Below are 25585 nucleotides of genomic sequence, written 5' to 3' on the forward strand. Positions count from 1 at the left end.
TGCGGTCGACGGGACGCGGGCTACCAGATCGTCATGGCCCTTTGGGTCCAGGTCCATCGCGACTCCCAGCCGGTTTGGCCGTTGTTGATCGCCTGGGTGATCTTCTTGCTCGCGCTTTCTTCGTTGCTGTCGGTCTGCAAGATCGCCGAGAGGTGGTTCTTGTCCCAGAACCAGGCCGCGGCGAGGGACCCGATATCCGGGCCGGCGACCAACTCAGGCTTCAGTCGAATATCGCCAACATCGGGTCGTCGAGACGCCAACCAGGCGCCAAAGAGCGTGTAGTTGTCGCGCCCGGTCAGTTGCTTGGGGCCCCGGCCTCGGAAGTAATAGCCGTCGTCCGAACCCTCGCGATTGCCCATGCGGCCGTTGTAGACCTTGTTGGCGAGCGCCTTTGGGTTTCCGGCGAACGGGGTGGGGTCGACGGTCTTGAAACGTCCGGGCCAGGTCTTGCGAATTTGCGCGGCCGAGTACCACAGATCCTCCTCGAACGTGCGAAATCCCATGGACTCGTGGGCCATCTGGCCGAGCCAGTGAACGGTCGCGCGCCGACCGGTGACGCCACACGTATCGCCTGCCCGCGCCAGCGCGGCGCACCAGGCGTCCGCGTTTTGAGGTCCGATCTTGGGTACGAATTTCCGGAAGGTGTCGTAGGTGATCAGAGACATGCGCCCACTTTCTCCTGAAGCGCCTTCGACTCGACATTGCTATTATGGCGTGTGTATGGCCGAAGTTCGCGTGATCACCATGAGCGATTGAGCTGGACCGTCAAGACCAGCGTTCTACGTGACCGCCGCGGATAGACCGCCGTCAGTGGCGAGAGTTCGGGGAGGCGTCCTTCTTCCGGCGCGCCTGGAGGCAGTCGGCTACGGCGCGACACGACGCATGCGGAGCGCCCGTGCGACGGCGGCGAAGGCGGCGGCGACGTGCTCGGTCAGCCAGCTGACGGGATTCTCGCCGGGGCGCCGGCGGCTGGCCATCCAGGTGGCGACGCAGATGATCGCGAAAAGCGCGGCCGGTCCGCCGACCGTGACCACCGCCGGCAGGTGAGCCGCCGACACCATGGCCTGGCCGAGGATCATCGAGGTCTCGAAGAGGAACAGCAGAATCCCGCCGGTGGCCATGGCCGACCCCGAGCCCGCGCGCTTGGCGCTCAGGCCGAACGGAACGGCCAGGAGCGGCAGCAGGGGCAGGATCAGCGCTCGCGAGGACCGAGCATAGAGTTCGGCCAGCAGGGTCTGTCGGGGGATGGCGGGTCGCGCGGCGCCAAAACCCTGCTGGGCAAGCTCGATCAGGGTCAGTTCGCTGACTTCGTCGCCCCGGAGCCGCAACAGCTTGGCTGATTGCGACAGGGGAAGGTCGAACGCGAAACGCGAAAAGTTGGCGACATAGACCCGGGCGTCGCGGGTCGTGCTGACCTGTCGACCGTCGCGCAGTTCCAGCTTCACGCTTTGATCGCCCGCGTCCTTGCTGACCTCCGCCGAGATCGCCGTCAGGACGTCCTCGCGGCCGTCGGGGCCGATCTTACGGATGAAGACGTGCTCGAGCCGGCGTCCGCTGGCGTCGGCGTCATCAGCGGTCAGGAAGACGTCGGGGCCAGCGGTGAGCAGGGCCTTAGGCCTGACGTCGCCGTTCCAACCGGCGTTCTCGGCCGCGTGCAGGACCGCGTGATAGGCGTAGCGGCTGTAGGGCTGGATGAAGCCGAACAGTATCACGCTGAAGACCATCAGCAGGACGCCAAGGCCGACGAAGGGCGCGGCGAACCGGCCCAGAGATATGCCGCTGGCCAGGATCGCGTCGATCTCCGAACTCTTGTTGAGCCCGTTGACGACCACGAACAGGCCGATGAAGAAGCCCCCGGGCAGGGTCAGGCCCACATAGTGCGGGACGAGATTGACCAGCAGTTCGGTCAGGAACTTGAAACCCTCCGTCGTCTGCGACAGCAACTGGAAGGACCGCATCAGACGCTCCATCAGGAACGCCACCATCGTGCTGATCAGCACGGCGGCCATCGGCGTCAAGGTCCGCCGCAGCAGGTAGCGGTCGAGCGTGGTCGGGATCATGGGCGATACGCGCGGGGCTTCAAAGCGCCGGCAGGCCGGCGGCCCGCGGCTCGACCGTGGCCGTCGAGCGCCACGCGCGCGCGCGGGATGCTTGCAGGGCGGGGCGCGCGTCCAGGGCCTCGGCGTAGACGTCCAGCACCTCGTCCAGAATCTCCGTCCAGCGATAGGCGCCGCTACGCTCTAGCGCGGCGGCGCCCAGGCGCCGTTGTTCTTCCGGGTGGATGAGCAGGCCCGACAGGGCGTCGGCATAGGCGGAAGGATGATCCGCGCAGAGGAGGGCGTTGCGGCCGTGGCGTAGCAGCGCGCGCGTGTTGGGCGCGTCGGCGCAGACCATCGCCAGGCCGCAGGCCATCGCTTCCAGATTGACGTTGCCGAAGGTCTCGGTGGTGCTGGGATTGAGGAAGATGTCGCCGCTGGCCAGGGCCGTGGCCAGGGTCTCTCCGGTCAGGAAGCCGGTGAAGACCGCCGAGGGCATCCGCTCCTGGAACCACGATCGGCCGGGACCGTCGCCGATCACCACCACCTGCGGGGTGTGGCCCGCCGTCTCCAGTTGGCCGATGGTCTCGGCGAACGCCGCCAGACCTTTTTCCATGACGATCCGCCCCAGAAAGACGATCACCGGACGATCAGGGGCGAAACCCTGGCTCAGCCGCCAAGCCTCGCTGCGACGTCCGGGATGGAACAGTTCGGGATCGACGCCGCGCGCCCAGGTTCGGATGCGGGCCGGAAGATTCTGGGCGCGAAGCTCGTCGCCGATCGCCTCGGTCGGGGCCAGGACATAGTCGCACGCCCCATAGAAGTTCCAGAGCTGGCGGCGCACCAGCGGGCGCAGCCGGCCAAGGCCGTAGTAGTCAAGATAGGTGTCGAACAGCGTGTGCAAGCTGGCGACCACCGGGACCTTCAGGGCGCGCGCCAACTTCAAGGCCGCCGAACCCAGAAGGTCCGGCGCGGACAGGTGGATCAGGTCGGGCTTGAACGCCTCGACATCGCGTCGCAAAGCGCGCGGCAGGCCCAGGGCCAGGCGATAGTCCCGCCGGAACGGGATCTTCACCGACGGCACCGAGATCAGCTCGCCCATCGGCTCGAACGCGGGGTTCGGTCCGGTCGGAGAATAGACCCGCACCTGCGCATCCACCGTGCTCTGCAGGTGGCCGACCAACCGGTTCAGCGACTTGTTCGCGCCATCGAGGGTGTAGTTGTAGTTCCCCGAAAACAAGGCAATCCGCAACGGGCGCACACCATCGGTGCGCGTCAACGCCTTGATATCCATATCAGTCCTTCCACGAGCGCGCTCTGGCCCCCCGGCCACTACGACGACGCGCTTGCCCCACCACCACAAGGAATCTCGAATGCGATGAGACCTACACCCGCTAACGTCGTCTTTTTGTGAAGGTCGTCAGCCGCATCACCGTCATGGTGATGCTTTAACGGTGAAGGCGGACTATTTTCGGGAAACGCGATGCGGGTAGTGGATGTCGCCGAGTTCTATTCGCCCACCGGCGGGGGCGTGCGAACCTATATCGATCGCAAGTTCGAGGCGGCCGCCCAGTTGGGCCACGAACTCTTCGTCATCGCTCCCGGGCCGGAGGACGGATTCGAACCGCGCGCCTCGGGAGGCCTGATTCAGGTTCGCTCGCCTCGGCTGCCGTTCGACGCGAACTATCACATGTTCTGGGAGGCGGAGCCGGTGCATCGCTGGCTCGATTCACTGTCGCCGGATCTGGTCGAGGCGTCCTCGCCTTGGCGTGGGGCCTGGATCGTCGCCAACTGGTCCGCGCCCGTCGCTCGCGCCATGTTCATGCACGCCGACCCGGTGGCGATCTATCCCCAAAGGTGGTTGGCCTCCGTCGCCAGCCCGGCTCGGATCGACCAGCTCTTCGACTGGTTCTGGAGCTATCTTCGCAAGCTGACGGGACGCTTCGCCTCCGTCGTGACCGGAGGGCACTGGCTCGGTCGGCGCTTCGAGCAACACGGCCTGCAGGCCGTGACGAGCATCCCGCTCGGCGTGGATCGGGGCTCCTTTTCCCCGGGACTGCGGGACGCGCGTCTGAGGTCGGAACTGCTCAAGGCCTGTTCATGCCCCGGCGATGCGAAGCTGGCCCTGGCGGTGGGACGCTTCCATCCGGAAAAGCGCTGGCCGATGGTGATCGAGGCCACGACAAGAGCCCGCGCCGATGTCCCGATCGGCCTCGTCGTGGTGGGCGATGGTATCGATCGCGTCAGGGTCTTGCGCGCGGCCGCCGGAAAGACTCACGTCCACCTGATCCCGCCGATCCGCGACCGGGGCGTGCTGGCCGCTCACCTGGCCAGCGCGGATGTGCTGGTGCACGGCTGCGACTCGGAGACTTTCGGCCTGCTTCCGGCCGAGGCGATGGCCAGCGGCCTTCCTCTGGTGGGGCCGGATCGCGGCGGCTTCGCCGACCTCGCCCAGCCGTCGACCTCGGAAGTCTATCGCTCCGGTGACACCAAAGCGGCGGCGGCGGCCATCCGTCGTCTGTTCTCGCGCGATCCGGGCGCGTTGAAGGCCGCGGCGATCGAGGCGGCCGCTGGGGTCCGGCGCGACACCGACCACTTCGCGGACCTGTTCGAGCACTATCAAGTCGTCGCGGACAGGGGCGGGTCGGTCGAGCCGCGCCCCGCGCCCCGACTCCCGCAGGCGGTCGGCGCGGGCGCTTGACTCGCGTGACGCAAGCCGATTGCGCCCCCTCCGGCGTCACCCCGGAGGTCGCGACGAACAAGGCGTCGCCTTGGTGGACTCTGCTGGGCGGCGCCCTGTCGGTCGGCCTGGTCGTCGCGATCGTCCTGCAGCTGGACGGCGCGACCTCGGACGTCCTGAAGACCATAGATCGGCTCCCGCTCCTCGTCTGGCCGGTCTTGGTGCTGCTCTACCTGACGCAGCCACTTTGTGATTTCGCGGTCTTCCGGCGTCTGTGGAGGCTGCCCCTGGCCGGGTTCGAGGCCCTGCTACGCAAGACCGTGATCAACGAGGTCGTGCTCGGCTACAGCGGCGAGGCCTATCTCTACGTTTGGGCGCGGCGCGCGGTCGGCGCCGCCGCGCCTTTCGGGGCCATCAAGGACGCCAACATCGTCTCGGCGCTGCTGGGTAATCTCCTGACCCTGGCCCTGGCGGCGATCAGCGCCACGCGGCTCCAGGATCTCGACTTCGCCCAGCGGCTGGGGCCGGCGCTTTGGTCGGGGCTTGTTCCCGTGGCGATCTCCGTCGGCCTTCTGGTCTTCGGGCGCCGGGTGTTCTCTCTTCGCCTGGGGCAACTGGCCTATATCGCCGCCGCCCACGGGCTCCGGCTCGTGGTGTCGACGGCCCTGATCGTTCTGATCTGGCGGATGGCGTTGCCGGACGTCGCCCCGGGCCTGTGGCTCGTCCTGCTGGCGATCCGCTATCTCGTTTCGCGCCTCCCGCTGATCTCGAACAAGGATCTGGTGTTCGGAAACCTCATGCTTTTGCTCTTGGGCGCGCAGTCCTCGGTCGCGGTATTGCTGGCGGCGCTGGCGCTCATGACGCTTGGCCTGCACCTTGCCGTCATCCTCGGACTTTCCGCTGTCGATCTGATCCGTGGCGTCTGGCGCGGGGCCGGGCGGCGCGCCCGCGACGCCTGAAGGCGGCAGAGGATTTCGTCAGGCTGCTCGCAACCGCTTGTTTGGGCGGTGGCGCCTAGGCGACGGAAGTCCGACGCCGCGTCCGGCTCGCCTCGAAGACGGCGAGATAGGCGTTCGCCACCGGCGTGATCCGATACGCCTGAACCGCGGCGATCAGGGCGGAGGGCTCCGGCGGCGCTGAGGCGAGTTCGGCTTCGAGCGCCCTGGCGAGGCCGTCCACATCGCCCGGCGCCGCGACACGTCCGCGCCCGGGCATGTCGAGAAGGTCCCGGACCGCCGGGGTGCAGTCGGTGGCGACGACCGGGCGGCCGCGCCCCAGGGCCTCGACGATGACCGCGCCGAAGCCTTCGTGCCAGGAACTGAGCAGCAGCAGCCGCGCGCGGTCCAGCCATGGCCCGATGTCGGACGCGTAGCCGGCGAAGGTCACGCGCTCCCGGACGCCGAGGCTGTCGGCCAGGGCCTCGAGCTGCGAGCGCAGCGGGCCATCACCGACGAAGGCCAGCCGGGCTTCCGGATCGGCGACCTTGGCGAACGCCTTCAGCGCGATGTCGTAGCCCTTCTCCGGCGCGAGGCGCCCGGCCGCGACGATCAGCTTACCCGAGGCCGTCTCGGCGGGATGGACGATGTCGTCGAGCGCGGGAAGGGGGATGGCGGTGGCGATGCGGCGGCCCAGCAGCCGGTCGATCTGCGGAAGGGTCTGGGGTGACAACGTCACTATCGCGTCGGCGTCGCGCAGTCGGCGGCGGGCGCCAACCTCGAAAGCCCATTGCTTCAAGCCGTCGCGACCACGCTTGAAGATCGGAGAGCTGACCTGGGCGACGATAGCCGGGCGGTCGTCGCCCAGGCCCTTGGCGACAGACCGGCAGACCGACCAGTGGAAGTTTCCCGGTACGAACAGCAAGTCGGCGGGATGATGGCGCAAATGCTCGGCCACCGCGCGACCCAGGCGGAAGCGTGAGCCGAAGCCGCGCGGTATCGGCGGGGCGCACTCGACCAACTCGACAGCCTCTGACACCAAACCCGCCTGAGCGCCGGTCGCCGAGCCGCACAGCAGGGTGACCTGATGGCCGGCCTTGGCCCAGGCTGTGGTCAGGCGCAGGGCGACGCGCTCGGTGCCGCCTAGGGGCAGGTCGTGCAGGACGACGAGGATTCTCATGTCAGGCGCTTCAAGCGCTGGACGATCGCCGCGCCGCGCGCCGCGAACTGTTCGGCGCCGAAGCGCGCCTCGACCCGCGCGCGGGCGGCCTGACCCATGGGCTCCAGGCGCTCCGGATTCGATAGCGCTTTGGCCAGCGCGGCGGCCAGGGCGGCGGGGTCGCGCGGCGGAACGAGGAAACCCGTCTCGCCGTCCACGATGCTGTAGGGCAGCTCGCCGACCGCCGAGGCCAGCACCGGCAGGCCCGCCTGCATCGCTTCGTGGGCGGCGACGCACAGGCCCTCCGAGCGTGATGGCTGCAGGTAGAGATGCAAGGTCGCCAGGAAGCTGGGCGGATCCTGACAGAAGCCGACGAACCGGACATTGTCGAGACCGGCTTCCGCCCTCTGGGTCTCGAGCCGCTCCAACTCGCCGCCATCGCCGGCGATCAGCACCTCGAACGGCGTGGCGGGCGCGAAGCCTCGGGTCTTCAGTTGGGCCAGAGCCTCGAGCAGGATGTCATAGCCCTTCACCGGGTGCAGCCGGCCCAGCGCGCCGAGGCGCAGGGTCTGACCCGGACGCCACGGCGCGGCCTGGGGCGCGTTGGCGTCCATCGAGAAGATCGGCCAGCAGACCAGCTTGTCCGGATCGGGGGCGATCCGCTCGGCGGTCAGGGCGGTGACGCTTTCGGAATCGCCGATCCACAGGGCCGACGCCGAGCGCCGCCAGCGCAGCAGGGCGCGGTTGGCGGGCTTGAGGAAGGCGGCGTGCTGCCAGCTGACCACCGGCTTGCCCAGCCACCCGCCGACGATCTGGCCCATCAGGGTGGCGCGGGTCAGGGAGGTCCAGACCACATCGGGCTTCCAGGCCTTCAGTTCGGCGTGGAGCCAGCGAAGGGCGGCGATCTGCTGCTTTTCGCTGGCCGGACAGACGCGTACGTCCAGGCCGGCCGCCTCCATGGCGACGGCGCCTCGGCCGTCGCGGCGGCTGAGCGCGAACACCGCGACCTCCGCGCCTTCGTCGCGCAGCACCCTGGCGATGGCGGGAACAGGCGATTGAGCGCCGCCGCCTTCGACGGAGTTGATCACATAGGCGATACGCATGTCAGGCGGCCAGGCTAGGCGGTTTGGGGCGTGCTCGCGGACGGGCGAGCCTGGGTGGCCAGCGCTGCGGCCAGCAGAGCCATGGTCAGCACCGCCTGCGCGACGATGCAAGGACCGATCGCGCCCTGGCCCCAGTTGGGCAAGGCGATCGACAGCATGGCGACCAGGCTGAAACTGCCCGCCAGGTTCATGCCGGCCGATAGGCCGGGACGGCCGAGGGCGGTCAGGGCCGCGCTTAGCGGTGGGGCGCAAAGCAGCAGGGTGCGGGCGATGGCCAGCCACAGCATCAGCCCGCCGGCCGCGGTGAACCCGTCGCCGCCCATCAGCCGGGCGAATGTGTCTCCGAACAGACCGAACAGGACACAGACCGGGACGGCGATGGCCATGGTCACGCCGCTGGCCCGGGCGATCGTCGAGATGACCAGCGTCGTCTGCCCCTTGGCTGCCAGCTTCGCCAGCTCGGCATAGGCCGCCTGGCCCAGGCTCTGGGCGGGTTGGGCGATCACGGTGGTGGCGCGCTGGGCGATGGCGAAGAGGCCGGCGGCGGTCGGGCCGCCCAGCCAGCCGATGGCCAGGGGCGTCGCCCGCGCGGCCAGTTCGGCGAAGGTCACGTCGGCGTTGGCGCCCAGCATGAAGCGGACGATGCCGGGGTTTTCGGCCCGCACGCCATGAAGGTCGGCGGTCACGGCCAGCCTGCGCAGCGAACGCGGCATGACGGCGAAGGCCATGATCCACATGACCGCCCATTCCAGCACCGCCGCGGCCAGCCAGGCCCACAGGAAGCCGACCAGGCCCCAGCCGCCAGCCCAGGCGACGACGGCGCCGATCAGGCGCACGACGGGCGGGACCAGGCTGTGGGCGCCCAGCAGGCCGAAGCGTCCGGTGACCTGCAGATAGCCGGCGGCCGTCGCGCGCACCGTGGCCAGCACCGCCAGGCTATAGGGCAGACTCAGTTCGATGGCGCGGGGCGACCAGCCGAGCTTGGCGCCGACCCATGGGGCCAGCAGCGCGGCGATCCCGACAGCGACCACGCCGCAGACCAGCTCCAGCGCCGTCGCGAGTTTCAAAAGGCGGCCCAGTCGCTGTTCGTCGCCGGCCAGCAGAGCCTGCGCGCCATAGCGCACCACCGCGTGCCAGCCGGGGAACTCGATAATCCCCCCGACGGCCAGCACATAGGTGTGGACCAGCACGAGAATGCCGTAGTCCTTCGGGCCCAGGGCGTGGGCGGCCAGGGCGATATAGACAAGGCTGATGATCCCGGCCCCGGCCTTGCCGCTCAGGAGACGCAAGGTATTGCCGAAGATGCCGCGCAACGCGCCGCGATCCTCAGCCATTGGCGACACGGGCGAACTCGGCGATCGGCTGCAGAAGAGGCGCGGTCAGGCCCGCGAACGCCGCCACGGCCCGAGCCGCGCGACGGGCCGAGGGCTCATCGGTCAGGTCGAAACTGTTCTCGAACTGCTCGCGCTGGATCTGGCTATAGCCGGCGGCGTGGTCGGCCGAGGCCGTTTCGAGCGCGCCGCCCAACTGATCGACGCCGTTGATCACCCGGCCCATCTTCCAGTGTCCGAAGTTCTTGTCGTCCTGCCAGTCGTGGCCCTGCGGGTTCAGGAAGATGCAGGGACGCGAGCGCAGCAGGAACTCGTAGACCTGGCTGCTGGCGTCGCCAAGATAGATATCGGCGGCCTGGGTGTAGGTCATGGTCGTCGAGGCGCGGCTGCCCAGGTCGATATGGATGTTCGGCGCGTTCAGGTGTCGCGCCGCCATGCGGCCGGGCCGGTCGATGCGCAGCTTGTCGACGCTGATCACGAAGGGCCGTTCGAACAGCATGACATGCGGCGCGAAGATCAGCTGATACTTGGGGTGGTCGACGAACCAGTCGAGAACCTGACGGCCGACGGTGAACCACGACGACAGGTGCGGCGAGACGTGTGGGTTATACAGCACCAGTGGGCGACCGTCGTTCGGCAGCGGCCGGGTGGGCTGAGCCGAGGCCAGGTCGAATTTCGGATAGCCGACCACCGAGATCGCCTCGGGGCGCACGCCGGTGTCGCTGACCAGCCGCTCGCGAATCTTCGGACCCGAGACCAGCACATGGTCGAAGAGAGCACTGGCGGGGTCGAAGCCGACGGCCCGGTCCCCAGCGCCGTGGCGGGTGTGAACGATTTTCAGGTCATCCAGACCGAACTTGGTCTTGAGGATCAGCGAGGTTTTCTCGGCGACCACCAGCACGTCCACCGAGCGGAAGAAGTCGAGATTGTCGCGATAGAACAGCAGTTTCCCGGCGGGCAGCAATCGCTCCAGCATCTGGTTCGCGAGCTGGCTGGACCTACGCGTCAGGCCCAGTTCCACGACGGGCAGGCCGGGTCGCCCCGCGCTCAATCGCGTCACTTCGGCGGTCAGCCGGGCGTTCGACGTCGCGATGATGATCTCGGCGTCGAGATTGGCGTCCAGCATCGCCAGGGCGATCGGCAGGCTGTGCGCCACCTGATGGACTTGGTCGTGATTGAAGAGGAAACAAATCCGCATACCAGTCAGACGACACCGATCGGGCGAAGCCGTACTGGTTCCTAAAAAAACCGTGACCGCGACGTCTCGCCGGGTCTCACCGTAGGGGGAAAAGCGTCAGGCGGAGCGCCCGGCCTTCGCCCCCCGCGCGCGGATCTTGCGGACGATATCGATAGCCAGACCGCGCGGCGAGGCCTTCAGCCGCTTGGCGTCGAACAGGGTCACTGGCCCGCAGGCGGCCAGGGTGTGGCGTCCGCCGGCGTAGCGGCCGGCGTCGAGCGGGGCTTTGAGAGGCGTCGTCGCCTCGGCCTCGAAGCGGTCGGGGGTCAGGACGTTGACGACCAGCAGGCGCAGGTCGCCGCCATAGGTGCGGGTGCAGTCCTGGACCGGCAGATGCAGGCGGCTCTCGTGGATGAAGGGCGTGCCGCCCGGCCGGCTGCTGGCCAGGTCGATCCGCACCGGATTGCCCGGATGGGTCGTCCAGGGGCCTTCGAGGCGGTCCGCATGGGCCAGATGCAGCTTGCCCTGCTTGTCACGCTGCGTGCCGTCCGGCGAATAGGCGCACCACCAGCGGCCCTCCCACTGGAAGAAGGTCGGGTCGATGGCGGGGGTGTCGAAGGCGATCTTGGCCGCCGGCTCCCAGACGTCGGGGAAGCGCTTGGCGCGATAGAGCGTGAAAGTCCCGGACCGGAAGGCCTCTGGCGTCATCCAGGTCTGGCCGTCGGCCTCGAACACCATGGGGTACGAGAGATGCCAGGGCTCGCGGATCACCGTGCTGCGGCGGACCGGCCGATAGTCGGCGTCCAGTTCGAGATGATCGATGACGCCATGCCGTGTGCGGTAGTCGTAGGCCTCGGCGAACAGGTGCAGGCGGCCGTCGCGCCACAGGCCGAACGGATCGGCCAGGAAGGTGTAGGACGGCTCCTCTGGCAGCCAGCGCACCGGGGCGGCATGCAGGCCGCCGGCCGCGACCACCGCCTGGATGGAGCTTTCGATCACGCCGACGCGCCAGATGTCCGAGAATAGGGGCATGCCCCTGCGCTAGCGCGAGGTCGTCCTGCTTGGCAAGCGCGGGCTTAGCGTCCGGCGGACCGCAGGCCTTGAGTCAGGGACTGTGCGGCGATGGCGGCCTGGGTGCGGTTGTGGACGTTGAGCTTGCGCATCAGCGCGGTCATGTGCGCCTTCACCGTGGCCTCGGCAATGCCGAGGTCGTGGGCGATCTGTTTGTTCAACAGTCCCAGATTGACGCCTTCCAGGACTTTCATCTGGGTCGGCGTCAGCGCGCCCAGCCCGGTCTCGATGCCTTGGTCCGCGCCGCGGATGTCCATCGTGGTCATGCGTCAACCCCTCTGTCTCTTCCCTGCGCCTCCGTGTTCGGAGGTGCGGCGACCGGCTTTCTCGCTGCCGCTGTGAGTCGGCTGGGCCCGGTTCGCCTATTTCAGATGTTAGCGTTATCTGTTGGACCAATTCAAGAGATTTTAGCAATGTGAGCGTGAACATCGCGTTGGTGTCGTCATATCTTCCAAATCTGTCATACAGGTTTCGGGGCGACGCACGGTGACGAGGCGCTGGGGTTGGCCTCGCGACGCGAATGGCCCGATGGTGGCGTCAGCAAAGGGGAGAGCGATGAGCGAAGGCCGCCTGGCTGATAGGGCCTATACGGGCATCGTCGAGATGATCAACAGTGACGGCCTGGAGGTCGGCGACCGCCTGCCGTCCGAGGCGCGGCTGGCCGAGATGTTCGGCATGTCGCGCACCGTCGTGCGCGAAGCCCTTGTGCGCCTCGCCGCCGACAGCATCACCGAGGCGCGGCGCGGCGCGGGGTCGTTCATCAAGAACCGGCCGTCGGACAAGCTGGGCGCTTACATGCCGCTGTCCGAGTTGCCATCGACCATGGGCAGCTATGAGGTGCGCTTCGTGTTGGAGGCCGAGGCCGCGCGGCTGGCGGCGGTGCGACGCTCGGCCGAGGAGATGGTGGCGATCGAGGCGGCGCTGTCGAGGCTGCGCAGCGCCTTGATGTCCAGCGCGCCGGCCCACGCCGAGGACATGGCGTTGCATCGCGAGATCGTGCTGGCGACCGCCAACCCGGCCTTCCTTGCCGCCTTCGAGGCGCTGGAGGCCGATGTCGACCGCATCATGCGCGCCGGCGTCGACATCTCGCGGTCAAGGCCGCCGGAAGCGATCGCCGAGATGATGCGCGAGCACGAGATGATCGTCGAAGCGATCCGGGCGCAGGACGGCGACGGCGCGGCCCTGGCGATGCGCTGGCATCTATCCAGGGGGCGAAAGCGGCTCATGCCCTAGGCGCGTGGCGCTGACGGGCCGCGCTATGGTCTCCAGCCAGGTTTGCGCCAGTTCCCGCAGACGTTCGGGCGAGGTGGCCGCGTCGAGCGTGAGGATGGCCTCGTCGGCGTCCGGGCGCTCCAGGGTGGCCAACTGGCTGTCCAGCAGGCTGGCCGGCATGTAGTGGTCCGCGCGTTGGGTGAGGCGGCGCAGGAGCTCGTCCGGTTGTGCGTCCAGAAGGATGAACCGTGTGGGAGCGCCTGTGGCCTGGCGCAGCCGTTCGCGATAGCCGCGTTTCAACGCCGAGCAGGCCGCCACGACGCCGCCGTGCGTCGCTAAGGACTCGCCGATGGCCGCGCCCAGCCGGTCGAGCCAAGGCCAGCGGTCGTCATCGGACAGGGGTTGCCCCGCCCGCATCTTGGCGACGGCGCTGGCGGCGTGGAATTCGTCGCCCTCCAGGAACGGGCAATCCAGCGCGCCGGCCAGCAGGGCGCCCAGGGTCGACTTTCCGCAACCGCTGACGCCCATGACGACGACGGCGAAACCTGCGGAGCGTGCTGGGCGCGATGGCGGCAAGCGGTTTCCTCGACCGAAGGTGTCGGAGATCGACACGCCGAGGTTGGGGTTCTAGCGACGTCTCGACGGGCCGTAACTACGACCATGGTCGCGGTGGTCGCCAACGCCGACGGCTCTATCACTAGTCTCAAAGTAGATTTGGGGAGTGGCATGAGAGCGATCCTGTTGTCGGCGATCCTGGTGGCCGCGTGCCCCATCGTGGCGGAAGCCGCGGCTTCGAATTCCTTCCTGCCGAAAGCGCCGGAGGATCCCAAGGCGATTACCGTCAAGGGCGTGGGCGACGGCAAGGCCGACGACACCGACGCTGTCCAGAAGGCCATCGACGCCGCGCGCGACGGGGCGGGTCATGGCCTGGTCTTCCTGCCGTCGGGTCGCTATCGCATCAGCCGAAGCCTGCTGGTGCCGCCGGGCGTCCGCGTTTTCGGCGTTGGCCCGACGCGTCCCGCCTTCGTGCTCGGCGCTAACACGCCGGGCTTCCAGGAGGGCGTGGGCACGATGGTCGTGTTCACCGGCGGCGACCAGTATCAGGTCGGCGACATCCCCGTGCCGGTGCCGACCGTTCGGCCCGCGACCGCCAAGGTCCGCGACGCCAATTCGGGCACCTTCTATTCGTCGATGAGCAATGTCGACATCGAGATCGGCGACGGCAATCCGGCCGCGGCCGGGGTCCGCTTCCGGATGGCCCAGCACGCCTTCCTCAGCCACATGGACTTCCGCCTGGGCTCGGGCTTCGCCGGCGTCTACCAGGCCGGCAACATCATGGAGGATGTGCACTTCCACGGCGGCCGCTACGGCATCGTCACCGAGAAGACCTCGCCCGCCTGGCAGTTCACCCTGGTGGACTCAACTTTCGACGGCCAGCGCGACGCGGCGATCCGCGAGCACGAGGTCGACCTGACCCTGGTCAATGTCGCGATCAGGAACACCCCGGTCGGCATCGAGATCGACAAGGGCTACAGCGACAGCCTGTGGGGCAAGAACGTCCGCTTCGAGAACGTCTCCAAGGCCGGCGTGGTCATCTCGGCGGAGGACAACGTCTTTACCCAGGTCGGCTTCGACAATGCCGTGGCGTCCAACACGCCGGTGTTCGCGCGCTTCCGCGACAGCGGCAAGACGGTGACGGGCAGGGGCAAGGCCTATCGGGTCGCCAACTTCACCTACGGCCTGACCCTGCCGGGCCTGGGCCACGTGGGCGAGTACAAGACGATCGCGGACATCGCGCCGCTGAAGGCGCTGCCGGCCGTCACGGCGCCGGCGCTGCGGGCCACGCCGCCGATCGGCGAATGGACCAACGTCAAGACGCTGGGCGTCAAGGGCGATGGCGTGACCGACGACACCGCCGCGCTTCAGAAGGCCATCGACAGCCACCGGGTGCTCTACCTGCCGATCGGCTTCTACAGGGTCAGCGACACGCTGAAGCTGAAAGCCGACACCGTGCTGATCGGCCTGCACCCGGCCCTGACCCAACTGGTCATCCCGGACGGCAATGCCCGCCACGCCGGCGTCGGGGCGGTGAAGCCGATCCTGGAGACGCCGAAGGGCGGCGACAACATCCTGTCGGGCATCGGGCTGTTCACCGGCCGCATCAACCCGCGCGCCTCGGCGCTGCTGTGGCGGTCGGGCGAAAAGTCCCTGGTCACGGACGTCAAGATCATGGGCGGCGGCGGCACGCCCACCGCCGACGGCAAGCCGCTGGGCGCGGCCCAGGCCCGCAGCGGCGATCCCGTGGCCGACGGCCGCTGGGACGCTCAGTACCCCAGCATCTGGGTAACCGACGGTGGCGGTGGCACCTTCGCCAATGTCTGGAGTCCCAACACCTTCGCCTCGGCCGGGTTCTACATCAGCGACACCAAGACGCCGGGCCACATCTATGAGGTCTCGGTCGAGCACCACGTGCGCAACGAGTTCGTGCTCGACAATGTCGAGAATTGGGAGTTCCTCGCGCCGCAGACCGAGCAGGAGGTCGGCGACGGTCCCGACGCGGTGTCGCTGGAGATCCGCAATTCGAAGAACATCCTGTTCGCCAACTATCACGGCTATCGGGTGACGCGGTCGTACCACCCGGCCGAGACGGCGGTGAAGCTGTTCAACTCGACCGACATCCGCTTCCGCAACGTTCACATCAACGCCGAGAGCGGCGTGGCCCTTTGCGACACAATAGGCTGCGGCACCTACCTGCGGGCCAGCAAGTATCCGTTCGAGAACGCCATCCAGGACAAGACCCGCAAGCTGGAGGTGCGCGAGCGCGAGTTCGCGGTGCTGGATGTGAAGGATGACCAGCCGGCGCCGCCTCCCGCCAATCCGAACGTCAAGAAGCTGGAGATCGGTTTCTGGTCGATCTCGGGCGCGACGGTGGGCGCGGACGGGGCGCTGTACTTCGTCGAGAAGCGCTTCCAGCGGATCTATCGCTGGACGGCGGCCAAGGGCCTGGAGATCGTCCGCGACAGCTCGCTGGACCCGACGAACCTGGCCGTCGACCGCTCGGGCAACCTGCTCGTGGTGTCCTCGTACGGCCCGCAGGCCAGCGTCTATTCGATCGATCCGAACGGTCCCAAGGACCAGATGACGATGATCGCGCCGACGGCCGTGTCCTCGCGCGCCGGGACCAAGACGCTGCTGCCGGTCAACTGGTGGAACAATGGCGAATTCCGCGACCAGTACGACCCGGCCAGGGGCGAGTTCACGACCCTGGCGCAGATGTTCGCCCGCGATGTCGGAACGCCCAAAGCCCAGGAATATGTCTCGCCCGACGGCAGCGTCTCACTGCCGGCCTTCCGGGTCTGGCAGCAGGGGCCGCCGGACCATGTCGGCTGGCGCTGGGCCGACAGCCTGCAGACCCACGGCCTGATCGGCGGCGCGGTTGGCGAGCGCTTGTTCTTCACCAACGGCTCGGAGAACAAGACCTATAGCGGCCAAGTCGGTCCCGGGGGGACGCTGACCGATCTGAAGGTCTTCGCCAATCGCGGCGGCGAGAGCGTCGCGGTGGACGGGCAGGGCAGGGTGTTCGTCGCCAATGGTCAGATCTTCCAGTACGGCGCCGATGGCCAGCCGGCCGGTCGCATCGACGTGCCCGAGCGGCCGCTGCAACTGATCTTCGGCGGGGAGGGCGGCAAGACCCTGTTCGTCCTGACCCACCATTCGCTCTACGCTGTGAACCCTTAGGTCGCGGGTGAAGGAGGCTGCCATGAAGCATTGGCTTGTGTTGGGCGCGGCTTCGATCGCGTTGAGCTTGGCGACCGATCCCGCCTGGGCCTCGACCTCGGTCCTGGCCACGGTCCCCGACGACCCGGCCGCCATCATGGTCAAGGCCAAGGGCGACGGGAAGACCGATGACGGCGCGGCGATCCAGGCGGCGATCGACGCGGCGGCGGCCAAGCCGGGCGGCGGCCTCGTCTTCCTGCCCTCGGGGCGCTATCGGATCACCAGGACCTTGTTCCTGTGGCCGGGCGTGCGGGTGTTCGGCGTCGGCGCCACGCGGCCGCTGATCGAGCTCCCCGACGCCACGCCGGGCTTCCAGAAGGGCGTCGCTAACATGGTGATCTTCGCCGGCGCCAAGCGCGACCCGGCGGGCCGTCCGGTGGCCTTCCCGCCGCCGGGCAGCGTGCCGTTCGACAAGAACGTGCCGGATGCCAATCCCGGCACCTTCTACAGCGCGATGAGCAACATCGACTTCAAGATCGGCAAGGGCAATCCGGCCGCCACGGCGATCCGTTTCCACGCCGCCCAGCACGCCGTACTGACCCACATGGAGTTCGACATCGGCTCGGGCCTGGCGGGTCTCTACCACGTCGCCAATGAGGCCGAGGACCTGCACTTCAAGGGCGGTCGCTATGGCATCCTGGCCGAGAAACCGTCGCCGGCCTGGGGCTTCGTGCTGCTGGACTCGACCTTCGAAGGCCAGCGCGACGCGGCGATCCGCGAGCACGAGGCGGGCCTGACCCTGGTCAATGTCACGATGCGCGACACGCCGATCGGCATCGAGATCGACAAGGGCTATGGCGATTGGCTGTGGGGCAAGGACGTCCGCTTCGAGAACGTCTCCAAGGCCGGCGTCGTCATTTCCAACGAGCGCAACGTCTATACCCAGGTCGGCTTCGAGAACGCCGTGGCGTCCAACACCCCGGTGTTCGCCCGCTTCCGCGACAGCGGCAAGACGGTCGCCGGCAAGGGGGCGACCTACCACGTTTCCGCCTTCAACCACGGCCTGACCGTGCCGGCGCCCGGCCAGATGGGCGAGTACCGCACGAACCTCCAGGCCGAACCCTTGAAGGCCTTTCCCAAGCCCAACGCGCCCGCGATCCGGGCGCTGCCGCCGACCGCCGATTGGACGAATGTCCGGACACAGGGCGCCAGGGGCGACAACGCCACCGACGACACCGCCGCCATCCAGAAGGCGATCGACGCCCATCGCGTGGTCTATTTCCCGATAGGCTTCTACCGCGTCACCGACACCCTGAAGCTCAAGCCCGACACCGTGCTGATCGGTCTGCATCCCAGCCTGACCCAGATCGTGTTGCCCCACGGCACGCCCGGCTATCAGGGCGTTGGCGCGCCCAAGGCCCTGGTGGAGTCGGCGAAGGGGGGCGACAATATCGTTTTCGGCCTGGGCCTCTACACCGACGGCGCCAATCCGCGCGCCACGGCGCTGCTTTGGACGGCCGGCGCGACCTCGATGGTCAACGACGTCAAGTTCCAGGGCGGCCACGGCACCAACCTATTCGATGGGACGCGGGTCATTCCCTACAACGCCAACGGCACGGGCGACGCCGACCCGGCCAAGCGCTGGGCGGGTCAGTATCCCAGTCTGTGGGTGACCAATGGCGGCGGCGGGACGTTCTCCAATGTCTGGAGCCCCAATACCTACGCCTATACGGGGATCTACGTCTCCGACACCACGACGCCCGGCCATGTGTACCAGACGTCGGTCGAGCACCACGTGCGCACCGAGATCACCCTGAACCGCGTCGCCAACTGGGAGTTCCTGGCCCCGCAGACCGAAGAGGAGGCCGGGGAGGGCGAGGACACCGTCTCGCTGGAGATCCGCGACTCCCACAACATCCTGCTGGCCAACTATCACGGCTATCGCGTCACCCGGACGCGCAAGCCGGCGGCGGCGGCGGTGCGGGTCTATAACTCGCACGACATCCGGTTCCGCAACGTGGCCGTTAATGGCGAGAGCGGCCTGGGAACCTGCGACGAGAATGGCTGCGCGACCTTCCTGCGCCTGACCAAGTATCCGTATGAGAACGCCATCCAGGACGTCACCAACGGCCTGGAGGTGCGCGAGCGCCAGTTCGCGGTGCTGGACCTGCCGGCGGTCTCGAAGCCGGTCGCGCCCTCTGTTTTCCCGGTTGGCGCGACGGTGGAGAAGCTGGCCGACGGCTTCTATTCATTGGGCGGCGGCGCGGTGGACGCGGCCGGGACGCTGTACTTCGCCGATCGCAAGCACCAGCGCATCTACAGCTGGTCGGACGCTCGCGAGCTGTCGATCGTGCGCGACAACACCCTGGATCCGGTCAACCTGGCGGTCGACGCCTCGGGTAGTCTTCTGGTGCTGTCGTCGGACGGCCGCAACGGCTCGGTCTACAGCTTCAGGCCCGGCAGCCCGGACACCGAGGTGACGGTGATCGCTGCGACGCCGACCGCCGACCATGCCGGCGCGGCCACGGTGCTGCCGGTCAACTGGTGGAGCAACGGCGAGTTCAAGGACCAGATCGACCCGGAGACCTACCAGTACCCGACCCTGGCCGAGCTCTTCGTCCGTGGCATGGCCGGCTCGAAGTCGCGCGAATACGTCTCGCCTGACGGCAGCCTGGTGCTGCCGGCCTACCGCGTCTTTCAGCAGGGACCGCCGGACTATCGCGGCCTGCGGTTCTCCGACTCGCTGGACACCTATGGCTTCACGACGGCGAAGCCGGGGCAGCGAGTGTTCCTGGCCAACAGCTCCGAGAACAAGACCTACAGCGGCGTGGTTGGGAAGGGCGGGGCGATCACCGACCTGAAACCCTTCGCCGACCGGGGCGGCGAGAGCGTCGCGACGGACGGCCAGGGCCGGGTCTATGTCGCCAATGGCCAGGTATTCGTCTACGCGCCGGACGGCCAGGAACTGGGGCGCGTCGACGTCCCCGAACGGCCGCTGCAGCTGCTGTTCGGCGGCCCCGACAAGCAGACTCTGTTCGTGCTGACCCACCACGCGCTCTACGCGGTTCGCCCGCGATAAAGCCCCGATGACGGACGGCAAAGCAGCCCCGGGCGCGCCGCGTGCGGGGCTGTTGGCGTTGGCCCGAAGCTCCAGCCCGCAGGGCATACGACCATGGTCGTATAGTTAGCGGTCCCATCGTCTGAGATAGTCCGATCAGGCCATCGAACGATGGTCTCAATGAAAAATGGGAGGGTGTAGGATGAGCGCTGTCGGTAGCCTGCGGGGGCGATCGCCCGTTTTGAGCGTGTTGCTCGCGACCAGCGCGGTCGCGATGGTCTTGGCGGCCGGAGCGGCCAACGCCCAGACGGCGCCGGCTCCTGCCGGGGGATCGTCCGACTCGACGGCGCTGACCGAAATCATCGTCACGGGTACGCGGATCCGGTCGACCGGCTTCACCGCGCCGACCCCGACCCAGGTTCTGGGCACGGCCGACCTTGAGCGCGCCGCTCAGCCGAACATCTTCACCGCCATCACCCAGCTGCCGTCGCTGCAGGGCTCCAGCGGCGCCACCACCGGCACGTTCAGCACCTCGAGCGGTCAGCAGGGCCTGTCCTCGTTCTCGCTGCGCGGCCTTGGCACCATCCGCACCCTGACCCTGCTGGACGGCCAGCGGGTCGTGCCGGCCAATGTCACCGGCGTGCCGGACATCAGCCTGTTCCCCCAGCTGCTGGTTGAGCGGGTCGACGTGGTCACCGGGGGCGCCTCGGCCTCCTACGGTTCGGACGCCGTTGGCGGCGTGGTCAACTTCATCACCAACAAGAAGTTCGTGGGCTTCAAGGCCAACGTCATGGGTGGCGTCACCACCTATGGCGACAACCACCAGTGGCTGGCCCAGGTCGCGGCCGGGAAGAACTTCCTGAACGACCGCCTGCACGTGCAGGTCAGCGGCGAATACGACTGGGAAGAGGGCGTTCCGGCGGGTGGCTTCGGCGAGGACGCGCCGGGCAGCCGCGACTGGTACACGACCGCCACCCTGGTCAATCGTGGGGTCACCAACGACGGTTCGCCTCAGTACCTCTATCGCGAGCACGCCCAAGCTTATCAGTACACCAAATACGGCCTGATCAGTAACGGCCCGCTGCAAGGCACGGCCTTCGACCAGGCCGGCAATCCGTTCCAGTTCCAGTATGGCGGTGGCGGCGTGCCGTCCAAGGCGGCCAACGGCGCGGTCAGCGGCTGCTACACGAACGGCGGCTTCTGCGTTGGCGGCGACCTGTCGGGCAATGTCGGCGTCGGCACCTCGCTGCAATCCCGGATCAAGCGGATGGGCAGCTATGGTCGCATCGGCTACGACCTGGACGACAACAACGAGATCTACGCGACCCTGAACGTCGCCCGTGTGGAAAGCAGCAACCAGCCTAACCCGGGCGCCGCCACCACCAACCTCTCGATGTCGTGCTCGAACCCGTATCTGCCGGCCTCGATCGTGGCCGCCTGCGCGGCCAATGGCGTCACAAGCTTCAACTTCGGCACCAGCAACGCGCTGCTGCCGCGGAATATCTCGGTCCATCCGACGCGGACCCAGGTTCGGGCGGTGATCGGCGCCGACGGCAAGTTCAACGCCTTGGGCAAGGAATGGCGCTACGACGCCTATTACACCCACGGCCAGAACACCACGAACATCCACGTTCGCGACATCCTGCTGATGCCGCGCTATCGCGCGGCCATCCAGGCCACGACAGTCGGCGGTCAGATCGTCTGCGCCGACCCGATCGCCCGCGCCAACGGCTGCGTGCCGTTCAACATCTTCGGCGGCAAGGCGCCGAGTGAAGCGGCCCTAGCCTATATCACGCCCAAGAACGGCCCGTACCAGCACTCGGTGCAGAAGCAGGACGTCGCCAGCATCAATTTCAGCGGCGAACCCTTCTCGTCGTGGGCGGGTCCGGTCTCGCTGGCGTTCGGCGGCGAGTGGCGCAAGGAGCAGTACCACGTCAAAGGCGACCCCTACGGCGATGGCAACACGGACTCGCCCAATACCGCCGACTATCCCGCCGACCCGGTCCTGAATGCATCGGGCTCCAACTGGTTCGCGGGCAATTACCACTCCGGCGCCGGCGAGTATTCGGTCAAGGAAGCCTATGCCGAAGTGAATATCCCGCTGGTCAATTCGGAAGCGGCGGGCAGGGCCAATCTCAACATGGCCGGCCGCTGGACCGACTACAGCACCTCCGGCACCGTCTACACCTGGAAGGTCGGGGCCACCTGGGACACGCCGATCGACGGCGTCCGCCTGCGGGCCGTCACCTCGCGTGACGTCCGCGCGCCGAACCTGTCGGAACTGTTCGCCGCGCCGGTGACGACCACCCTGCCGAACTTCACCATTCCCACGACCAATAACCCCCCGCCAGGCCAGCCTTCCGGCGGCGCGGTGACGGCGTTCCAGAACGTGGTGGGGAACCCGGACCTGAAGCCGGAAATCGCCAAGAACGTGACCATCGGCGCGGTGTTGTCGAACCCGCAATGGCTGCCGGGCTTCAGTGTCTCGGTCGACTGGTATAACATCGTCCTTAACGGCGGCATCTCCAGCCTGGGCGCCCAGCAGATCGTCAATTTCTGCTATGCTGGCCTCAGCCAGTTCTGCGGCGCCTTCAATCTTGCCCCCTCGGGCGGCGTGACGCCGTTCATCAACTCGCAGACGTTCAACCTGGCCTCGATCAAGACCAGCGGCTTCGACATCGAGAGCAGCTACCGCTTCGAACTGCCCAGCGTTCCGGGTCGCTTCACGGTCCGTGGCCTGGCCACCAACACCCACAAGTTCGTCACCAACCCCGGCATCCCCGGCGCGGTCGCCGTAGACTCGGCCGGCCAGAACTCCGGCGCCACGCCGGACTGGAAGTTCCTGGCCATTCAGTCCTGGGACACCGACCGCTTCGCCTTCAGCGTTCAGGAGCGCTGGTTCAGCGACGGCAGGTTCGGCGGCACGACCACCGACTACGTCGAATGCAAGGTCGGTAGCTGCCCAGTCTCGACCGGCAGCAACCCGACCATCGACTACAACCACATGAGCGGCGCGACCTACGTCGACATCAGCGCCTCGTACAAGTTCGGCAAGGGGCTGCAGATCTACGGCAAGGTCGACAACCTGCTGGACCGCGATCCGACGCCGTCGCCGCAGACCAACACCGGCCTGGACGCCAACCCGGCGCTCTATGACCTGCTGGGCCGCTTCTACCACGTCGGTCTGCGTTACGCATTCTAGACCCTGTCTCCGCCTCTCCTTCCCCAGGGCGGCCTCGCCCGGGCCCGAATCCGGCCAAGCGCCGGATCGTGGCTCGGGCGTCTTTCTTTGCGCTACAGACTGAAACCGGCTGGGGCGCCCGAGGCGGCCCAGCCGGGGAGATCGAGTTGATGATTCTGGTGACGAGAGAGATCAGCATAGGGGGCGCCCGTTGAGCAGGCCGGACCGCCTCCGGGACGCCACCATGGCCGACGTCGCCGAACGGGCGGGCGTCTCGCGGATGACCGTGTCACGGGTCATCAACGACGGCGCCAAGGTCCGTGACGCCACCCGGCGGGCGGTGCTCGACGCCATCCGCGACCTGAATTTCCAACCTAACCAGGCGGCCCGCAATCTGGTCACGGCCGGCGAGCTGCGCATCGGCGTCGTCTATTCCAATCCCAGCGCCGCGTTCATGAGCGACTTCCTGGTCGGTGTGTTCGAGGAGGCCACCAGCGCCGGCGCGCGGCTGATCCTGGTTCGCGGCGAGAACGGGGCTGTCCCTTCGCTCCACGAGCTGCGGCCACTGCTGAACGGCGGCGTTCATGGCGTGGTGCTGGCGCCGCCGCTCGGCGAGTCCGCCGTGGTGCTGGATGTCCTGCGCGCCGCCAATCTGCCCGTCGCCGTGGTCGCCGCGGGCCGTCCCCCGATGGACGCGATCAATGTCCGGATCGATGATCGTCAGGCCAGCCTGGCCATGACCCGGCATCTTCTGGATCTGGGCCATCGCCGGATCGGCTTCATCGTCGGCAACCCCAACCAGACCGCCAGCGCCGCGCGCCTGGACGGCGCCCGGGCGGCCATCGCGACCGTCGAAGGCGCCGAGCTTGTCCTGGCGCACGGCGCGTTCACCTACGACTCGGGTCTGCGCGCCGCCGAGGCGTTGCTGGACGGCGACCGGCTGCCGACCGCCATCTTCGCCAGCAACGACGACATGGCCGCCGCGGCCGTGTCGGTCGCCCACCGCCGACACCTGGACGTGCCAGGCGACCTGACCATCGTCGGGTTCGACGACACGACCGTGGCCACCACGTTGTGGCCGCCGCTGACCACCATTCGCCAGCCCGTCCGCCAGATGGCTGCGGTGGCCCTCGATCTTCTGCTGCGCGCGTTGCGTTCGCCCGCGCCCTCGGCGGAGGTCTATGCGGATCACGTACTGGACCATGTACTGATCCAGCGGGACTCTACCGCTCCACCCCGACGTCCCGACAAGAGGCCCTCGAATGTCTGATCCGTCTCCCGATCTGGAAGTCGCGACCGTCCGGCGGGTCACCGCGCGGCTGATGCCGCTGTTCTGCCTGATGTACCTGATCGCCTATATCGACCGGCAGAACGTCTCCTACGCCAAGCTGGACATGGTCCAGGCCCTGGGTCTCAGCGAAGCCTCCTATGGCCTTGGCGCGTCTCTGTTCTTCATCGGCTACTTCCTGTTCGAGGCGCCGTCGAACCTGATCCTGGCCAAGGTGGGCGCGCGGGTATGGTTCGCGCGGATCATGTTCACGTGGGGTCTGGTCACTCTGGCCCTGGGCTTCACGCAGAACGCGACGATGTTCTACGTGCTGCGCTTCCTGCTCGGGGTCACCGAGGCCGGGTTCTTCCCTGGCGTGCTTTATGTCCTGACGCTTTGGTATCCCCAGTCGCACCGGGCGCGGATGGTGGGACTGTTCATGATCGCCAGCGCCATCGCCAACGCCGTCGGCGCGGTCGTGGGCGGCCTGCTGCTCGATCTGGACGGCCTGCTGGGACTGGCCGGCTGGCAGTGGGTGTTCCTGGCCACCGGCGCGCCGGCGATCCTCCTGACGCCCTACGTGCTGTGGAAGCTGCCCAATGGCCCGGCCCATGCCCGTTGGCTGCCGGACGACCAGAAGGCTTGGCTCGCCAAGGTGCTCGACACCGAGCGGGGCGGGGTGGTCGACGACCATCGCGGCGCCTGGAAGGCGATGTTCGATCCGCGCGTTCTGCTGCTGGCCGGCCTCTACATCGGCATGCCGCTGGGGGCCTACGGTCTGAGCTACTGGCTGCCGACCATCGTCAAGTCGTTCGGCGTCTCCAATACGACAAACGGTCTGATCAACGTCATTCCCTGGCTGATGGTCGCCGTGGCGCTTTGGGCGGTGCCGCGCCATGCCGCGCGCCATGGGGCCAGCGCCTGGCATATCGCCGGACCGGTTCTGCTGGGCGCCCTCTGTCTCGTCCTCAGCGTGATCCTGCCCGGCCCGGTGCTGAAGTTCGCCGCGTTGTGCATCGCCGCGCCGGCCATCTTCGCCGCCCAGCCGGTGTTTTGGAGCCTGCCGCCGAGCTTCCTCAGCGGTCCCAGAGCGGCGGCCGGCATCGCGGCGATCAACGCGATCGGCAATCTGGGCGGCTTCATCGCCCAGAACATGGTGCCGATGGTGCGCGACGCCACCGGCAGCAACCTAGCGCCCATGCTGGCCCTGGCGGCCGTGCTGCTGGTGACCAGTCTGCTGATCTTCTACGCCATGCGGAAGCTGGGTCGGCGGGCATGAGTGTTGGACGATCGCAAACTCCTGGCGCTCGGCCTGTCGCGACGCGCTGAGCTCCAGGCGCGGGCCAAGTCGCCGTCCTGGGGCGCGCCGCCCGGAGTCGGCCGACGGTCTTCGCCCGCCGACGCGCCGGCGGCGGGGAAGGGCTCCCTGATCTCATTTGGTATAGTCCAAAAGTAGAGTTTCTCGCTGATCTCGCGGAGATGACGAGGCATAGCGCGCACGCGCCTGCCAGCATGTCTGGTGGAGGAGGCGTCGCCTGGGCATGGATGTCGCGGCGCGGTGTTCATCCGTATGCGATGAAATTCGCCTGTGAGGGCCCATTCGATCGGATCCTGGGTCTCAGCTTGAGCTTGCGGCAAGGGCCGTTACTGGCGCGTCA

18 protein-coding genes are annotated in these 25585 nt (G+C 67.7%); 8 read left to right on the plus strand and 10 right to left on the minus strand.

Features of this window, described 5'->3' with window-relative positions; genetic code table 11:
- Positions 1-20: 20 nt before the first annotated feature.
- The 3 genes from AC1RNC_RS06640 to AC1RNC_RS06650 all read right to left on the minus strand — a co-directional run bounded on the left by AC1RNC_RS06640 (position 21) and on the right by AC1RNC_RS06650 (position 3330).
- The gene (locus tag AC1RNC_RS06640) at positions 21-665 is read right to left on the minus strand and encodes a glycoside hydrolase family 19 protein (protein ID WP_492884765.1); all 645 of its coding nucleotides are present in this window, start codon (positions 663-665) and stop codon (positions 21-23) included.
- Positions 666-863: 198 nt separating this feature from the next.
- A complete protein-coding gene (locus AC1RNC_RS06645) occupies positions 864-2060 on the minus strand; it encodes an LptF/LptG family permease (protein WP_492884766.1) in 1197 nt (398 codons plus the stop codon).
- Positions 2061-2079: 19 nt separating this feature from the next.
- A complete protein-coding gene (locus tag AC1RNC_RS06650) occupies positions 2080-3330 on the minus strand; it encodes a glycosyltransferase family 4 protein (protein WP_492884767.1) in 1251 nt (416 codons plus the stop codon).
- A gap of 189 nt (positions 3331-3519) precedes the next feature.
- Between AC1RNC_RS06650 and AC1RNC_RS06655 the strand changes: the two genes are divergently transcribed.
- Together AC1RNC_RS06655 and AC1RNC_RS06660 are read left to right on the plus strand one after the other, a co-directional pair.
- Positions 3520-4737, plus strand: a complete 1218-nt coding sequence (locus AC1RNC_RS06655; protein ID WP_492884769.1) for a glycosyltransferase — start codon at positions 3520-3522, stop codon at positions 4735-4737.
- Between the two features lie 5 nt (positions 4738-4742).
- Positions 4743-5675, plus strand: a complete 933-nt coding sequence (locus AC1RNC_RS06660; RefSeq protein ID WP_492884771.1) for a hypothetical protein — start codon at positions 4743-4745, stop codon at positions 5673-5675.
- Between the two features lie 55 nt (positions 5676-5730).
- Here the strand turns inward: AC1RNC_RS06660 and AC1RNC_RS06665 are convergent, their stop codons facing one another.
- The 6 genes from AC1RNC_RS06665 to AC1RNC_RS06690 form a co-directional block, all read right to left on the minus strand.
- Entirely contained in the window at positions 5731-6831 is a 1101-nt protein-coding gene (locus AC1RNC_RS06665) for a glycosyltransferase (protein ID WP_492884773.1), read from the minus strand.
- A complete protein-coding gene (locus AC1RNC_RS06670) occupies positions 6828-7913 on the minus strand; it encodes a glycosyltransferase (RefSeq protein ID WP_492884775.1) in 1086 nt (361 codons plus the stop codon). The genes AC1RNC_RS06665 and AC1RNC_RS06670 overlap by 4 nt, the downstream gene beginning before the upstream one ends.
- A 14-nt stretch (positions 7914-7927) precedes the next feature.
- Positions 7928-9247 (minus strand): lipopolysaccharide biosynthesis protein, encoded by a 1320-nt coding sequence (locus AC1RNC_RS06675; protein WP_492885498.1) that lies wholly within the window; start codon positions 9245-9247, stop codon positions 7928-7930.
- Entirely contained in the window at positions 9240-10400 is a 1161-nt protein-coding gene (locus AC1RNC_RS06680; RefSeq protein WP_492884777.1) for a CDP-glycerol glycerophosphotransferase family protein, read from the minus strand. Before AC1RNC_RS06680 ends, AC1RNC_RS06675 begins: the two co-directional genes overlap by 8 nt.
- 138 nt (positions 10401-10538) lie before the next feature.
- The gene (locus AC1RNC_RS06685) at positions 10539-11453 is read right to left on the minus strand and encodes a glucosamine inositolphosphorylceramide transferase family protein (RefSeq protein WP_492884778.1); all 915 of its coding nucleotides are present in this window, start codon (positions 11451-11453) and stop codon (positions 10539-10541) included.
- Between the two features lie 44 nt (positions 11454-11497).
- Positions 11498-11758 carry a response regulator transcription factor gene (locus AC1RNC_RS06690; protein ID WP_492838246.1) on the minus strand — a complete coding sequence of 87 codons (261 nt, stop codon included), beginning with the start codon at positions 11756-11758 and terminating at the stop codon, positions 11498-11500.
- 289 nt (positions 11759-12047) lie between these two features.
- Between AC1RNC_RS06690 and AC1RNC_RS06695 the strand changes: the two genes are divergently transcribed.
- A complete protein-coding gene (locus AC1RNC_RS06695) occupies positions 12048-12725 on the plus strand; it encodes a FadR/GntR family transcriptional regulator (protein WP_492884780.1) in 678 nt (225 codons plus the stop codon).
- Here AC1RNC_RS06695 and AC1RNC_RS06700 read toward each other — a convergent pair.
- The gene (locus AC1RNC_RS06700; RefSeq protein WP_492884782.1) at positions 12693-13280 is read right to left on the minus strand and encodes a gluconokinase; all 588 of its coding nucleotides are present in this window, start codon (positions 13278-13280) and stop codon (positions 12693-12695) included. The genes AC1RNC_RS06695 and AC1RNC_RS06700 overlap by 33 nt on opposite strands.
- Positions 13281-13430: 150 nt before the next feature.
- Between AC1RNC_RS06700 and AC1RNC_RS06705 the strand changes: the two genes are divergently transcribed.
- From AC1RNC_RS06705 to AC1RNC_RS06725, 5 genes are all read left to right on the plus strand, one after another.
- Complete coding sequence (locus tag AC1RNC_RS06705) at positions 13431-16442, plus strand: glycosyl hydrolase family 28-related protein (protein WP_492884784.1); 3012 nt, start codon at positions 13431-13433, stop codon at positions 16440-16442.
- Positions 16443-16464: 22 nt separating this feature from the next.
- Positions 16465-19500, plus strand: coding sequence for a glycosyl hydrolase family 28-related protein (locus tag AC1RNC_RS06710; protein WP_492884786.1), 3036 nt, complete (start codon positions 16465-16467; stop codon positions 19498-19500).
- Between the two features lie 181 nt (positions 19501-19681).
- Positions 19682-22681, plus strand: coding sequence for a TonB-dependent receptor plug domain-containing protein (locus AC1RNC_RS06715; RefSeq protein ID WP_492884787.1), 3000 nt, complete (start codon positions 19682-19684; stop codon positions 22679-22681).
- Positions 22682-22871: 190 nt separating this feature from the next.
- Positions 22872-23930 carry a LacI family DNA-binding transcriptional regulator gene (locus AC1RNC_RS06720; RefSeq protein ID WP_492884789.1) on the plus strand — a complete coding sequence of 353 codons (1059 nt, stop codon included), beginning with the start codon at positions 22872-22874 and terminating at the stop codon, positions 23928-23930.
- Entirely contained in the window at positions 23923-25206 is a 1284-nt protein-coding gene (locus AC1RNC_RS06725) for an MFS transporter (protein WP_492884791.1), read from the plus strand. Before AC1RNC_RS06720 ends, AC1RNC_RS06725 begins: the two co-directional genes overlap by 8 nt.
- Positions 25207-25585 lie beyond the last annotated feature (379 nt).

This window comes from Caulobacter sp. GW822-FHT01G02 (assembly GCF_058802865.1).